The sequence below is a fragment of the Coleofasciculus sp. E2-BRE-01 genome (genome assembly GCF_040221695.1).
GTDB lineage: Bacteria > Cyanobacteriota > Cyanobacteriia > Cyanobacteriales > Coleofasciculaceae > Coleofasciculus.
Genome location: NZ_JAVKEA010000124.1, coordinates 37,279 through 50,879, shown reverse-complemented (window position 1 = coordinate 50,879; position 13,601 = coordinate 37,279). Strand labels below are relative to the sequence as shown.

Genomic DNA, 13,601 nt, shown 5'->3' with positions numbered 1-13,601 from the left:
TCTGCATTTTTCTCGGTTTTTAGAGCAACTTGTAATTTTTCTTTTTGAGCGGGTTTCAAATAATTTTTGGCTGGCATATTTTTTTCGTTTTTCGGATTTCCTATTTTAATTATACCCTATTTAAATGCCGAACAGCTTACTCAGCAAGCTTATTAGCCCATGAACACGACCCAAGAGCAAATCATAGAGCGATTGAAGCTTCTTCCTGAAAGGGAGCTACCAGAGGTATTGCTATTCGTTGATTTCCTCCTCAGTCGTCTCCACCCCCCCATCCAGGCTACACAAAATACAAAATCCCCCTTTGCCCAAGCACTGAGCCAATTCCGCGCTCAAGTTGAAGCCGAAGGAAGTGATTGAACAAATGACAAATGACAAATGACAAATGACGATCCCCACAGTTAACTTTAATTGTCCCCACCTACTTAGTTCACTCCTCTGCCTTAACAAAGACGCCTAAACCAAAATCACAACTTCTGTTCCTAGACGAGCATTTACTCATTTTGACATTAATCTCATACCTATCCTCTGCTGGAGGAACAAAAGGAACAACAGCGACGGCATAATCGGTCATATCAGATGCGATGACATTACCTTGCATATCTTCGACAATTATATCCACGTCCTCACAACTCTTATCGCAAACGGCAACGAAACTATACTCTCGACTGGGCGATAAAAATACCGTCTTTGGTGCTTGCGCCCCTCTAGAGAGTCTGGCTACCGTTCGCGGAAATACCAATTGATAGCCCTCCTCGTCTTGGGCTTCAATGACTGCCCGAATTTGAGCTTCGACTTCTTGCTCAGATTCGTTTAGGGGTCTAGCCGTTGCGGTAATCTGAACTGTTGTCACTGAAAACAGCGCTAGGGTAGACACAATCAGACGTGTAACAATCTTCATGGCAATGATGGTATAGTATGAAGCCCAAATGGATTATTGTACACCGTCGGTTCGCGATCGCCTATTTTTCGGTTCCGTTCAACTGCTCAAAAGACCAATGACAAAGGACAAATGACCAATAACAACTAAGACTCGTCCTCCACAGGCAAAAACTCCTTCGTCTCCGGTGAATATTCCCAAGCAACTCCGTCTGGATCTTTACTTTGACTCCATTGGGCAAAATCCGGATCAGATTTGCGCTTGCCAATCGTACTCGAATGAACATCGAGTCGTTTGGCTAATTCTGCCTGAATCAAAGCCTGACCCTCTTTCTCTTCATCCTCAGATTGCTCAGATTGAGGTGATGGCTTCTCCGGCGGGGATTCGAGTTTTTCCGGAATGTCCGCTTCCTCCGTCTCAGATTCCCAAGGACTGGACTTATCCTCTATCTCCTCCTCCGTCTCATCCTCATCCTCTTCATCTTCCATCAGCCATTGAACCAGCTTTGGGGCTTGATTGGTAAAGGATTCAGACTCTTGTTCCGGTAGCGGTTCACTACTGTCAAAGATACTTCCCAGTGCATTAGCCGTGAGAAAGTAATAGACGATACCTTTATCCTCGTAGTCTCGACGCTTCGCCCCAAATTCTTCTGCCTTTCTATCCAAATATCGCTGGGCAGCGGTTCCAGAGATGTTGGCTTTAATGGACAAGTCGAGAGGCGTCAAGCAACCCTGATTGTCTTTGATCAGCTGATTGAAGAAGGGATTGACTTGCTTACTCCATTGCAGCCACCGATACTGTTGCCAAATTTTCAACAGAATAATCACAACCAAAAGCGCAAGCAGATAGGGCCACGTTTTAAACAACAGGACGAATACAAACGCGATCGGGAGTAGGAGAATTAGAATCCCTGTAGTACTGCTATCAATTACTTTTCCGGTCATATCCCTGCTTGCAATTTTCTCTTAAGCGTAAGCGAATTGAATTACGATAACGATGGCATTCCCTTGACTGACAGCCCAGCCTTAGCTGGCTCTAGCCTAACTTAAGCCATTGATTGGCATAATGCCTATCTCAACAGTTTACGGGTTCTTGAGCCAGGTTGGTCAGCGAGAGGCGTTTTAACATCGCTGCCCGTGCTTGCTTTGCTAACGTATCATCTAGGGGCGTCAAAGTGATAGGGGTTTGGTACTTTTGTTTTAATCCGGTTTGGATCAGCCAATCGGCGATAAAGGGATTCTTGGGCAAAAGTGGACCATGGGAGTAGGTCGCGATCGCGTTTCGATAAAATGCCCCTTCCATGCCATCCTCGCCGTTATTCCCGTAGCCTTTCACCACCTTACCCAGGGGGGAGACGTTCCCCAAATAGGTACGCCCGCCATGATTTTCAAAGCCAATCACAATCGGCTTACGTCCCAGCATCTGTTCTAAGTCTTGGGCGAGGGGAGAGGCGGTTAACTCAAAGACGACATTGCCAATGCAGCGACGGGCATTAGGTCCAGGATGCTTACTGACAAAATCCAATAGACCTAATCCTTCAATCCGTTGACCCAAAGCAGGTTCGTAATAGTGACCCAACAGTTGCGGGGAACCGCAGGTAAACACGCCAGGGGTTCCGGTTTCCAGTTTCTCTCGCAACGTATCCGCCTTTGCCCCTCGCAAGTCCCGCATCACAATTTCCTGTTGTCGATCTTGGGCACCACCCCCCATAAACACATCGACGTGGTGGAATTGGTCAGCCGAGGTTTGCTGGTCGAGGGGTAGGACATTCACCCGAATCCCCCGCCATTGAGCGCGTTGTTGGAGGCAGATCACATTACCGCGATCGCCGTAGGTACTCATCAGGGTTGGGTATAGCCAGCCAATCGTTAGTTCTAGATGTTCGGGATTCATCGTTTTTGGTTCATGTCTATCTAAGTTTTACAGCCTGACTGGAGCGAAAACGGAAAGAAGTCACGTAAGGGCGGGTGTAGGGGCGGGGTAGGGGCGGGTTTAGCCATCCAATTCCCACATTCACCGATAAATGAACAACAAAACCCGCCCTCCTTAACCGCTAACAGTTCAACCCAACCCACCCTTATTTAGCAAGTCATAAAATTAGCTATAGACTGTACCATTTTTTGTCATTTTACTCAAAAAAATATTTTGATTTTTACAAAAATACATGCGTCAAACCCCAACGGGCTTGAGCGCGAGGAGTACCGCTTTTTGACGCAAAATCAAGGGGTTTAGCTGACGATGAGGCGACTTTCCCTAAAAAGGCATATAAAAAATCCTCATTATTAGTATAGACCAATCGCTGAATCCACGCAATTTCGTTGCTTATTGCAAATAATTCTCACAGTTTTTTGCTCGTTAAGCTTTGTTAAGCAAACAAATATTAAATAAAATATCACTGAATTAAAAGTTTTAGTTATACTTGCACCGTACCCTGCGATCAGAAACTGTAGGGACGCAGGTTGTGCGCCCGATAAATAATGGTTATATCTAATCCACAATTTTAGCTGTCAATCCAGTAGAGGCAATTCATGGATTACTCCTACAGATGGTCGTTTAGGCTTATTATCTGAAATACTAAAAATTATCGTAGACCGATATATTTTCACAAGGCTATTGTCAGCTATTTCACCGATAAATTAAGGAACAAACATTGATGAATCGTATTCGGCAAGCTTCGCTCTATCTAACCGCAGGGGCAATTGGCGCACTGGTCAACAGTTTAGCCATCTAGATAGCTGGAAGCATTGGATTAACTTTGAGTCAGTTATTAGGAGCTGATATACAATAATCTTGATACAATCCAATGTAGTTCATAATTTCTTTAATCGCGAGATAACGCATATTGCGTGGAGTAGGAAAATCATAGACTACGGAACTCACTCCCTGATAAACAGCACACCAATTCCCTGATCTAAAATCGTCTTGCCCCTGGACAAGGCTGCGAATTAAGGCAACAGAAAAATCATTGGGGACTTTGGCAACGGCTGCATTGAGAAGAGTGAGGGCATCAGCTTGTTCAACTTCTCCAAAACCGCCAATTGGCTTTCCTAAAGAGAAGCGATGATCCATTGCCAACAAATAGCCCAATGCTACAGTTTCTTGAGACGTTAACAGGGCAAGAGTAAGTTCAGAGGGCGTTGTGCGATCGCGAGCCGCAATATACTCAAGATACAGCTTAGCATTCTGCTGAGACTCGCCTGACCAACCAATTTGGTTAATAATCGCCACACGCACATCATGAGGAACATTGGGATTGCTCAGTGCCTCAAATACTCGCTCGTCTAGTCCATAATCCGAGGCATATCTAACACTATCAACATCTTGATAGGTGCTGGCAAAATCCGTCGATGTTAACGGACTATCAGCCCAAGCAGCAGGCGTCGAGCTAATAATGCCACAAGTAATTATCGATATAAATAGTAATTTATTCATTTAATGTTTACTAATGAAAAGTGACAAGGAATAGATTGGATGGTTAAATCGGGCGCACGCTCCGTGCGCCCCTACAATTCCAGGAAAACTAAGTGAAAATTTATGAAAAAGCATTAAATTACGTGAACCAAAAGACAGGATATGAGGTGGATTTTCCCGAAAACTGTCCTTATACCCTCGACCAATTATTAGAGATGAACTGGCTACCCGAAAAAAGATAAAATTACTGGATCGTTAATAACCAATGACAACTCACAAAATCTGCCGCCCCGTCAACAATCCCCGCACTTCTAACATAGCAGAATAAGTGGGTAAAATATGCAAGGTTTCATCCTCTGGGGTATGTTCTAATGCCGTCTTAATCGCCTCCTGTAAATCCTCTTTAATAATTAACTCACAAGGATGTTCTGCCTCAGATTGAGAATACTTCAGGCGCAATGCCATATCATAAACGCGATCGCCACTCACCACAATCGTCCCGCCTAACGCCACCAGCTTCTCGGTATCCACGTCCCAAATCCAAGACACATCAGTGCCATCAGGGGTTCGGTCATTCAACACAACTAACTTAGTCGAGGCTCCCCCCTGTTTTTGGATATCATGCACCGCCCGAATCGTTTCATTCATCCCGACCGGATTTTTTGATAACAGAATCCGCACCTTCTTCCCCTGCACCACCAATTCCTCAGCGCGTCCAAACGCGGCTTTGAAGGTTTTAACCGTGTCGTAAATGTCCGCCCGTTCAATTCCCAATTCCTCGGCGACTAATCCAGCCGCCAGGGTATTATATTTGTTATAAATACCAATTAAGATTTGGGGCCACTCCTGACTATTTACCGCTAAAGAACTCTTACTAAAGCCACAACTCGCGCAGTGATAGTCGCCTAAATGAGACAAGTAAACCCCCTTGTAATCCAGGGGATAGCCGCAACTGGGACAGTAAATCGAGTCTACGGCATGGGGAATTTCTTCCAAATAGTGATCGGGTTCATTTAAACCGAAAAATCGCACCGTTTGCGATAACTGTTGACCGAGATAACAGAGTGTCGGATCATCGGCATTCAAAATCACCCGTGTTTGGGCAGGAAGCGGTGCGATCGCGTCCAGCCAGCGCTGACTAATCGTATCCACTTCCCCATAGCGATCCAGTTGATCCCGAAATAGATTTAAGCCCAAAATCACCTGGGGCTGACAATCCTGCAAGAGCAAGGGTAATATATTTTCATCCACTTCTAAAATGGCGTAATCGGCATCCAACACACCCACCACATTGGTATGCTCCATCAACGCCGTCACCAACCCATTAATCAAATTCGCACCCGTGACATTATGCGCCACTCGCCACCCCTGACGCTCTAACAGAGTCCGCAACAATAGAGCCGTCGTAGTTTTCCCATTCGTCCCCACAATCAGAATCACCCCACGCCGTACCTGTGCCAAAAGCAACGGCAAAGCATGGGGTTGAATTCTGCGGGCGATCGACCCTGGCAATACACTCGCTGCCCCTAAACGGAATCCTCGCACCAACGAGGTAACGCTTTTAGCCGCGCCTACCGATAAACTCAGACGCACTTGATCTAGCACTGATTGACTCACATCCACACTCCTCCCAGACGGGGCAGCTTCTCGGTTCCCTGAGCTTATACTAGGTTATTTACTCAGCCATCTATAGCTCGTCAGCATAATATTCTACCTATTTGCGTAAGTTTGTAGTTGCGCTTTAGCGCCATAAACGTCTGCATCGTCTACTATAAACCCTGAAACTCCAACCTTGGTCAGGGCGGGTGTAGTCGCATCTGGGTTACATGGTACTCCCTGAGTAAAGTTCAATTTTTCCCTACACCCTAAACCCAGTAGTACCCTCAAGTCCCTTGTCACCCTCTCAAGTCAAAACTATTTCACCGCGTCATGATGCTGTTGCACCACTTGAACCAATCGACCCCCGCAATTTAAAATATCATCGGCTAACTGGACAATCCACAGATTGGGCAGGGCTTGGGGTCTAACGGCTAAAACATTGGCAAGGGCATCGTCCTCTCTACCCACGCCCAATAACTCAGCACAAACAATCAACGCCACCGCCGCCGAACGACTCACTCCAGATTGACAATGGATGAGTAAATCCCCCTGGTTCGACGAAATCAAATTGGTAAATTCGATAATTTGCAGGATATGCTCTGCTGTCGGCAAGACATATTCGGGATCATCATGGGGCATATCAATATCATCAAACTCTAATCGCAAATGGTGAGGAATGCGAGTATAACCCGGAGGCGGAGCAACCCCTGGAGAACCAATAGAAATCAGATAGTGAATGGATGACCCTGGCGTTTTCGACCAGAGATATTCACTGGCTTCACTAAATGAACCAATCCAGAGTTTAGGTAAACCCGGAATTTGAATAGAACTCGCCGCCATTGCTGGGGTATCCTGCACGTCGCGATTCATCGCCCCCTTGAGTTTTTCAATCACCGCCGCTGCTCTATCTCGAACATAAGCATCTTCATCATTAAGTGCTTGTCGAATACCCGCTATCACTGTTGGTGTGCCAATATTTCCCAAGGCTTCCACTACTCGTGTGCGGACAAAGACATCTCCATCGCTAAGTGACTGTAAAATTCCCGCAATGGCAGTTTCAGTGCCAATTTCACCTAATACGGCCACAGACGCCGCCCGAACTTCTAAGACAGGATGATAAAGCCCTTCCAAGAGAATAGAAACCGCGTCTTCGCTCGCCAGATTTCCTAAGGCATAGACAGCTTTGGTGTGAATATAAAAGTCTGGGTCATAGAGCGCCCGTTTTAAGTCTTCGAGTGCGGCATCACTTCTGAGTTGTCCTAATGCCCATGTCGCTCTACCGCGAACATAGTGATCCTCATCTTCTCGCAAAACCTGTAGGAGTGGGTCAATTGCCACAGGATTGGCGATACGTCCCAACGCCGTCGCCGCCCGCCAACGGACTTGAGCATCCTCATAGTTTAGGGCGTCCAAGAGTCCCGTAACTGCCCGTTCACTACCGATTTCCCCTAATGCCCACGTTGCCCACTTTCGCACCTGCGGCGATGCATCTCCCAAGGCTGCAAGTAAATGAGTCACTACCACATCACTACCAATTTGTGCCAGTCCCCACGCCGCCCAAGCCTGTACGCTATTATCGTCCTGGTTGAGTCCTTGCAGGAAAACTGGAATCGATTGTTCTGAGCGCATTCGGGCTAAGGAGCGAATTTTATGCACGACTGAAGCATTATCAGGGTTAGTCATTAAATTAAGTCAAACGTCATTTGTCATTTGTCATTTGTCATTCGTCATTCGTCATTTGTAAGGGGTTGATGAACATTTACAGAACTTAATATCGTTCGGTTTTTTTCCACCGACCTACTTAGTCCGTTGTAAGTTATCACGGATAAAAAATCCGATTGCGAAAGAAGTAATCGAAAGACGCCATAGCGGAACTCAGCTATACGTCAACAAAAACTGGATTTGCGATCGCGGCACTGCCAGAGGTAATCGCGATTAGGTCATTCGCGTCTACGCCTTTGAGACGAGCTAATGTTTCATCACCAGAACTGATCAGAGCATGACCCTTATTCCCACCGCTTCCCTGAGTGATGGTCAGCTCTTCAAAGGTCAGTCCATTGGCTAACCCCAAAAAATCTTCACCCAGATGAAAATCTATTATTGTATCAGTTCCTTCGCCAAGGGCAAGCACAAACGTATCGCTACCCTGTCCCCCAGAGAAATCGTCTCCCGTGAGAGTGTCATCCCCTAAACCGCCCCAAAGTAGGTCATCGCCATCATCACCCCAAATTCGGTCATGATCATCGCCGCCATAGAGGAAATCATTTCCACCTTTACCGCCAATCCGATCATTCCCTTTACCACCATAAATGATGTCATCACCGCCAACCATACCACCAGAGGAACGATGGTTAAAGTCACCGCGCAGGATATCATTACCCTCTTTGCCGTAAATCATATCATTGCCTAAACAGCCGGCGATGATATCTTTATCCGCACTACCTTGTAGATGGTCATCTGATGCATTACATTTAATCGGAGACTGATTATCGGTAGTGGTTGACTCAGATTCGGGTTCAGATGTCAATTGTGATGTCGGAGTTTGAGTATCAGGGGTTGAGTCTGTTTCTGTGTTTGAGTCACTCGGAGTTTGAGTATCAGTGGTTGAGTCTATTTCTGTGGTTGAGTCACTCGGAGTTTGAGTATCAGTGGTTGAGTCTATTTCTGTCGTTGGTTCAGGTGTCGGAATTAATTCATCTGTATCCAGGTCAAGTTTGACATTTTCTGACCCAATCGTCACCTGACGAGTTTCAGTATCTGTCTGTCCATCATCATCCCAGTCGCCAGCAAAGGTCACTTGGTAGGTTCCAGTGGGCAACTGCATTTGATAACCACCTGCGTTCCAAGTCGTCGTTGTGAAACTTGCGTTAGTTGTGGTGTTAACGGCTGTGACATTAATTCCGCCCAGTCCTTCATCGGCGCTATAAAATTGATCATCTATAATCTGGTCGTCAAAAACAACTCCCATTAACCAGGAATTGCCAAAATTGAAGCGATTGCCAAAGTTTTGGGTGATGACCAGTGATCCAACCTGGGTAGCTGGGTCATTTTCGGGAATAATCGAAAGACCCACTTCCCGAAAATTCGAGTTCATAATATTATTGCGGTGACCATGGGACGCTTGTATCCCGGTTGAAGTGAAACCCCAATCAATGGCAAAACCTGCATGTCCGTGAAAAACGGAGTCAGCATACGTATAGACATTCTCACCCACAGTAGACCAGTTATAGCCAGTCTTGCCAATCCGCTGACTCAAATTTAATTCCCCAGGTAACTGATGGGACTGGGTATCTTCTTGGATCATCAACTGATTATGGTTTTGCGCTGCCTCTTGGAGTTGATCTGACCAGGCTAAGGGTTGAACGGGTTTGAGATTAGCCCACTGAGTTTGCAATACATCCAGATCAACATTAAAGTAGTCCAACGCGAAGTTAACATCAGCATCAGCTGAATTGATTAATAAATCAAGTTCGCCGACTGGGTTGAGCCTCATCCGGTTGATCAACTCCAGCATTTCCTGTTCTTGGACGGTAGGTTGAGAGGGATTGGATTGTTGAGGTTGCATCGGTAGTACCCTGAAGTGTGGTTGTTAACTCCAGTCTCAACAACCGATGATTGCGATCGCGTTTTCGCTAGGTTTTCGTTATGTGTGCGTAACTTTACTTGTTTCCTGTTTCCTAGTTAGTATTGACTTTATTGCGCTGGTATGATACAGATGCGGTTCAGTTTGTGCGATCGCTTGAACTCCTCAGCCAATCAGGGATAATCAGAAACAGGGAATTCCATCTAAACTAACTTTGTAACTGTAATATGACCTTTGACTCATTGCCTGTTCTTAGTCAACATCCAACCAATCGCTATTCTTACAAACGTCTTATTGCCCAATGTTTGGTCACTCTGATTGCTGTCCTCGGCTGTTTGCTGCTATCAACACCATCAGCCCTAGCCGAACTCAATGATGACCACTTTGACGGCAATATCTTTGCCCTCTATGCGGGGAATGGTTCCCTAGTCCCGCCGCGTGTCACTCTGGCAGACTCCATAAAAGCACATAAACCAGCCTTGCTGGTGTTCTATATTGATGACAGTAAAGACTGTAAGCAGTTTTCCACCGTGGTGTCCCAGCTACAAGCGCCTTATGGACGGGCGGCGAGTTTTATCCCCATTAGCGCCGATACTCTGTACGACAAACCGAGTGATGACCCAATGAAACCGGGCTACTATTATGAAGGATTAGTCCCCCAAACCGTTCTCATTGACCAAGAGGGTGAGGTTCGGTTGAATGAAACGGGACAAGTCAGCTACGAAAAAGTTGATGATGTCTTTCGGGAGGTTTTTGACTTACTTCCCCGTTCTGAATCACTAGATTTAAAACGGCGACCGGTTAACGAGATTAATACGGAATTAAGCCAAGACTAACGCGCTCAAGGAGTTTGGGGAAAAGTATCCAAAATATGCAAGTATAAAGTTGTGGCAGAGTGCATATCTCAATTTTCCCCTCCCCCTCCGCACCCTGGCACTCCTGCCCCTCTACACTCCTGCTGCCCCAATCTACTACGATCGCACATCTGATGTCACGGGTCTACAGCACCGAGGAACTGATCCAAATTTTGGCAGAGGAACGCCGTGCCTGTATGAATGGTCAGCGTCTGAATCTAGCCGCTTCCGCATCGGGAAATCCGGTGATTGATCGATTTCTCAAATCTGAGGGCATTCAAAAATTTAGTGCTTATCGGGATTTTAAAGCAGCAGTTCACGACTACCAGCGACAACATCAGGTTTCAGGTATTGTGTGGCGACAGTTAACCCTCAACGGCATAACCTTGCGTTATCCGACGGTGCATGATCAGTTAGTGGCGTTAACTCGTGACGTAGAGATTATCAAAGCGGCTAAACCTTCAATCTTGGAGTTTTGGCAACACGTTACTCCGGGTATGGACTTGTACCTGAGTATCCGTTTGGGCAAAGACTATCGCCAAATTCAGCCTGACGATGTGGACGCGATCGCATCGCGAACGGAATGGGTTAACCTTTTATATTATGGGAATTCCCAGATTCTGGAAATCATCCTTCAGCTTGGCTGGGGAAAGCCAGAAGAAGCCTCTTACCGCCGGGGGTGGCCCGCCTCAGGTAGCGAATATGTTCATGCTGTTCCCCTGGGTCAGCGTCCCATTTGTTAATTGGCTACCAACCCAAGCCGGGACAAATTTATTCCCTGTTCCCTGTTAAGATTTCCCTTTCCTAACCAAAATGTCCCGCCTTAGACCGATAGCCGACTTTATTATCACTCTAAGTACGGGAGAGCCGGAATGGGGGATTTACCACAAGCTAATTCATCTTGCTGCATTGTTTCTATCGTACTTGATATTAGCTACCTTATACACTTCCTCAGTATTCATCTCAGGGAAGCGCCCCGTTCCTCCACCGAAACTTTCAGGTGTTGGTTGGTCAAAAGAAGTAATTTCTCCATATTGAGTCATGGATTGATCCGTACCCATACGATGATAGGCAAGGAGTTCATATCCTTGCCAAGAGGAATAGACCCACATTTCCTCCTGGGAGGCGGACGCAAATACTTCTAATGTGACAGATGGAATCCCACGATAGGTGGAGCCATACATCGGGAAGTAACGCTGTTGACCTGCATCATTCTCAACTGAGAAACCGAGGACGGCGCTGTCTGAACCCAAGTCAACGTAGAACTGTGCTAAGCGCGTGCCAACCTGTACAGACTCCAGTATGATATCAGGATCTTCACTGGCAGCCGTTACTCCACTAGCCTGTCCACTGCTTTCAGACTCGCAACCGACCTGGAAGGCAAGCATTAAACCCAAAAGGAGGTGCTTCATTATTTTCATCATGCTCATCTTAGATCGCAACACTACTGGGGAGTGAATTATTACCATCTATTGGAACCCCCAGAATTTCCACCTGGATTAGCAGAAGATCCCCAGCTATGAGGCTCAGACCAATTCCACCACATATACTGCCTTTCCATTCCACTTAAAGCAAAAGCTGGGTGATTTGCAAATCGACCAAAAGATTCCTGATCCATTGCGTTATACATCCAGATATTCATTGTGGCTGTTTGTGCATCGCAATCAATAGAATCGACGGTTGCATATATACCAAATGAGCCAATTGAGCAGGTGTACAGTTCAAATGTTTGAATCTCTGGACTCATCGGTATCGGGTTAAGTTTTGAAGTAACGTATATGATAAATGCGTTTTTACAAGTTTCAGGGTCAGTTCCAGGCGGACTATTAACCCAAATACGGTGAGCATTAGGATCAGTAACCGGCGGATCTGTCATTCCAGGTGTCCAGGATGCATCCGTCAGATGATTCGCTTGCCAATTTCTGCAATTAGCTTCAAGATTTGCTTTGGCTTGATTGACGGCATTAATCACAGGTTGCCATCGTCGCACAATTCTGGTGTAGTTATCGCTTTCTCTCATAACCCATAGTCTTTCCCTAGACCATGGCGCGAAGAATTCATCTAAAACATCGCCAATAGTTGTGCGTTGAATCACATCTTTTTGTGCAAGGCTATCTGATATTCCAGATTGTTGCACCACATGGGTCAATTCATGGGCTGTCAGATGATCAACGCCTGGGGATTTTCCAGCCCCAAAGTAGATATGATTGCCATGCGTAAACGCCTGAGCGCCTAACTCCTGATTCATCTGCACCGCTTCACCACCCGTATGCACCCGCACCCCACTAAAATCTGCCCCAAAGCGCGGTTCCATAAACCCTCTCACGTTCTCCGATAACGGAGAACCTCCACCCTTAGACGCATTCAACCGACTCTCTAAATCCCCAGATGCTTGATTCCCCTCTATTTGAGCTGCCCGTTGTATCATCTGGCGCATTTGCAAGCGCGGATCAATTTGCCTCTGCACCACAGGTGTAATTGACTGCGCTCTTTGCCAGATCTGATTGGGGTGATGGGGGTGGTTGGTGTCCAACTGACGCTGAACTGATGCTGAACTATCCGGAGGCGCTGACATTGATATTACCTGAGACGCTACTCGGTCAGCTTCTTGCTCGTAGGGATCTCCTGGCGCTCCTACGGTCAATTTTGTTTGAATGCCAATTTCCTCTAAGTCTTTCCCGGCTTCTGGCGCCTGTTCTTTCTCTTCTTTGGCACAATCAGCACATTGTCGTTGAATCGGGTTTTCTGAGACTGGGGCAAAAGCACCTTTTAATTGGGAAGCAGGGCTTTGTGCTAAGGGTGGGGGGGCATCAAACGTTGGTGCCCATGGTGATTCAGATTTACGCTGTACTGTTGACCCTTCGGCTTGTTCCTGTTCCTTAGCTTGGATTCCTCGTATCACATTGGCGGCGAGTCTATCGGCTGAGGCTCTGGAATAATCCCCAATTTCTTGGGATGGGGCAGATGATGGGTTTGACTTGGGTTGAATCGAAAAATGTCCCATTTTCCCCGGACTTTTACCCTTTTTCTGTACCGTGGTTGGAGTCCAGGATGAATTTTTCTTTTGTACAGGTTTATACTCCATGATGCCGCCTCAGTTGCCCGATAATGTAAGGATTGGAGCCGATTTCCTCAATAATCCTGGGTGATAGTCCGATCAGCCAATGCCTGCCCGTTCCGAGAAAACGCCGGATAGCGGCTTGACCCAAGACATCTTGAGATGTTGGCTAGATCATAAACTATTTTGTCTAAACCGAATGCAAGCGGAAATATGTTT

The 13,601-nt window shown here is 46.5% G+C and carries 13 protein-coding genes; 4 read left to right on the top strand and 9 right to left on the bottom strand.

What is annotated here, in order from left to right; translation table 11 throughout:
* The first annotated feature begins 159 nt into the window (after window positions 1-159).
* Window positions 160-357 carry a hypothetical protein gene (locus tag RIG66_RS14945; RefSeq protein WP_446379289.1) on the top strand — a complete coding sequence of 66 codons (198 nt, stop codon included), beginning with the start codon at window positions 160-162 and terminating at the stop codon, window positions 355-357.
* 70 nt (window positions 358-427) lie between these two features.
* Here RIG66_RS14945 and RIG66_RS14940 read toward each other — a convergent pair whose 3' ends face one another.
* The 4 genes from RIG66_RS14940 to RIG66_RS14925 form a co-directional block, all read right to left on the bottom strand.
* The gene (locus RIG66_RS14940) at window positions 428-898 is read right to left on the bottom strand and encodes a hypothetical protein (protein ID WP_446373528.1); all 471 of its coding nucleotides are present in this window, start codon (window positions 896-898) and stop codon (window positions 428-430) included.
* Between the two features lie 125 nt (window positions 899-1,023).
* On the bottom strand, window positions 1,024-1,821 hold the full coding sequence (locus RIG66_RS14935; protein ID WP_446379287.1) for a hypothetical protein: 798 nt from the start codon (window positions 1,819-1,821) through the stop codon (window positions 1,024-1,026).
* 130 nt (window positions 1,822-1,951) lie between these two features.
* Entirely contained in the window at window positions 1,952-2,770 is an 819-nt protein-coding gene (locus RIG66_RS14930) for a type 1 glutamine amidotransferase (RefSeq protein ID WP_446379285.1), read from the bottom strand.
* Window positions 2,771-3,637: 867 nt separating this feature from the next.
* Window positions 3,638-4,309, bottom strand: coding sequence for a hypothetical protein (locus RIG66_RS14925; RefSeq protein WP_446379283.1), 672 nt, complete (start codon window positions 4,307-4,309; stop codon window positions 3,638-3,640).
* 92 nt (window positions 4,310-4,401) lie between these two features.
* Here RIG66_RS14925 and RIG66_RS14920 point away from each other — a divergent pair, with 92 nt between their 5' ends.
* A complete protein-coding gene (locus RIG66_RS14920) occupies window positions 4,402-4,530 on the top strand; it encodes a DUF29 family protein (protein WP_446379281.1) in 129 nt (42 codons plus the stop codon).
* 31 nt (window positions 4,531-4,561) lie between these two features.
* Here the strand turns inward: RIG66_RS14920 and RIG66_RS14915 are convergent, their stop codons facing one another.
* The 3 genes from RIG66_RS14915 to RIG66_RS14905 form a co-directional block, all read right to left on the bottom strand.
* Window positions 4,562-5,905: a MurT ligase domain-containing protein gene (locus tag RIG66_RS14915; protein ID WP_446379279.1), complete on the bottom strand. Its 1,344-nt coding sequence runs from the start codon at window positions 5,903-5,905 to the stop codon at window positions 4,562-4,564.
* 297 nt (window positions 5,906-6,202) lie between these two features.
* On the bottom strand, window positions 6,203-7,570 hold the full coding sequence (locus RIG66_RS14910) for a HEAT repeat domain-containing protein (RefSeq protein ID WP_446379277.1): 1,368 nt from the start codon (window positions 7,568-7,570) through the stop codon (window positions 6,203-6,205).
* A 196-nt stretch (window positions 7,571-7,766) separates the two neighbouring features.
* Window positions 7,767-9,452: a CAP domain-containing protein gene (locus tag RIG66_RS14905; RefSeq protein WP_446379275.1), complete on the bottom strand. Its 1,686-nt coding sequence runs from the start codon at window positions 9,450-9,452 to the stop codon at window positions 7,767-7,769.
* Between the two features lie 245 nt (window positions 9,453-9,697).
* Here RIG66_RS14905 and RIG66_RS14900 point away from each other — a divergent pair, with 245 nt between their 5' ends.
* Together RIG66_RS14900 and RIG66_RS14895 are read left to right on the top strand one after the other, a co-directional pair.
* Window positions 9,698-10,306, top strand: a complete 609-nt coding sequence (locus tag RIG66_RS14900; protein WP_446379273.1) for a thylakoid membrane photosystem I accumulation factor — start codon at window positions 9,698-9,700, stop codon at window positions 10,304-10,306.
* 152 nt (window positions 10,307-10,458) lie between these two features.
* Window positions 10,459-11,067 carry a hypothetical protein gene (locus RIG66_RS14895; protein WP_446379271.1) on the top strand — a complete coding sequence of 203 codons (609 nt, stop codon included), beginning with the start codon at window positions 10,459-10,461 and terminating at the stop codon, window positions 11,065-11,067.
* 153 nt (window positions 11,068-11,220) lie between these two features.
* Here the strand turns inward: RIG66_RS14895 and RIG66_RS14890 are convergent, their stop codons facing one another.
* Together RIG66_RS14890 and RIG66_RS14885 are read right to left on the bottom strand one after the other, a co-directional pair.
* Window positions 11,221-11,736, bottom strand: a complete 516-nt coding sequence (locus tag RIG66_RS14890; RefSeq protein WP_446379269.1) for a hypothetical protein — start codon at window positions 11,734-11,736, stop codon at window positions 11,221-11,223.
* A 50-nt stretch (window positions 11,737-11,786) separates the two neighbouring features.
* Complete coding sequence (locus RIG66_RS14885; protein WP_446379267.1) at window positions 11,787-13,409, bottom strand: eCIS core domain-containing protein; 1,623 nt, start codon at window positions 13,407-13,409, stop codon at window positions 11,787-11,789.
* Between the last annotated feature and the right edge of the window lie 192 nt (window positions 13,410-13,601).

Bases quoted from the DNA above. Each gene is read 5' to 3' on its own strand.
- RIG66_RS14945 (WP_446379289.1), top strand. From the start codon at position 160: ATGAACACGACCCAAGAGCAAATCATAGAGCGATTGAAGCTTCTTCCT.
- RIG66_RS14940 (WP_446373528.1), bottom strand. From the start codon at position 898: ATGAAGATTGTTACACGTCTGATTGTGTCTACCCTAGCGCTGTTTTCA.
- RIG66_RS14935 (WP_446379287.1), bottom strand. From the start codon at position 1,821: ATGACCGGAAAAGTAATTGATAGCAGTACTACAGGGATTCTAATTCTC.
- RIG66_RS14930 (WP_446379285.1), bottom strand. From the start codon at position 2,770: ATGAATCCCGAACATCTAGAACTAACGATTGGCTGGCTATACCCAACC.
- RIG66_RS14925 (WP_446379283.1), bottom strand. From the start codon at position 4,309: ATGAATAAATTACTATTTATATCGATAATTACTTGTGGCATTATTAGC.
- RIG66_RS14910 (WP_446379277.1), bottom strand. From the start codon at position 7,570: ATGACTAACCCTGATAATGCTTCAGTCGTGCATAAAATTCGCTCCTTA.
- RIG66_RS14905 (WP_446379275.1), bottom strand. From the start codon at position 9,452: ATGCAACCTCAACAATCCAATCCCTCTCAACCTACCGTCCAAGAACAG.
- RIG66_RS14900 (WP_446379273.1), top strand. From the start codon at position 9,698: ATGACCTTTGACTCATTGCCTGTTCTTAGTCAACATCCAACCAATCGC.
- RIG66_RS14895 (WP_446379271.1), top strand. From the start codon at position 10,459: ATGTCACGGGTCTACAGCACCGAGGAACTGATCCAAATTTTGGCAGAG.
- RIG66_RS14890 (WP_446379269.1), bottom strand. From the start codon at position 11,736: ATGAAGCACCTCCTTTTGGGTTTAATGCTTGCCTTCCAGGTCGGTTGC.
- RIG66_RS14885 (WP_446379267.1), bottom strand. From the start codon at position 13,409: ATGGAGTATAAACCTGTACAAAAGAAAAATTCATCCTGGACTCCAACC.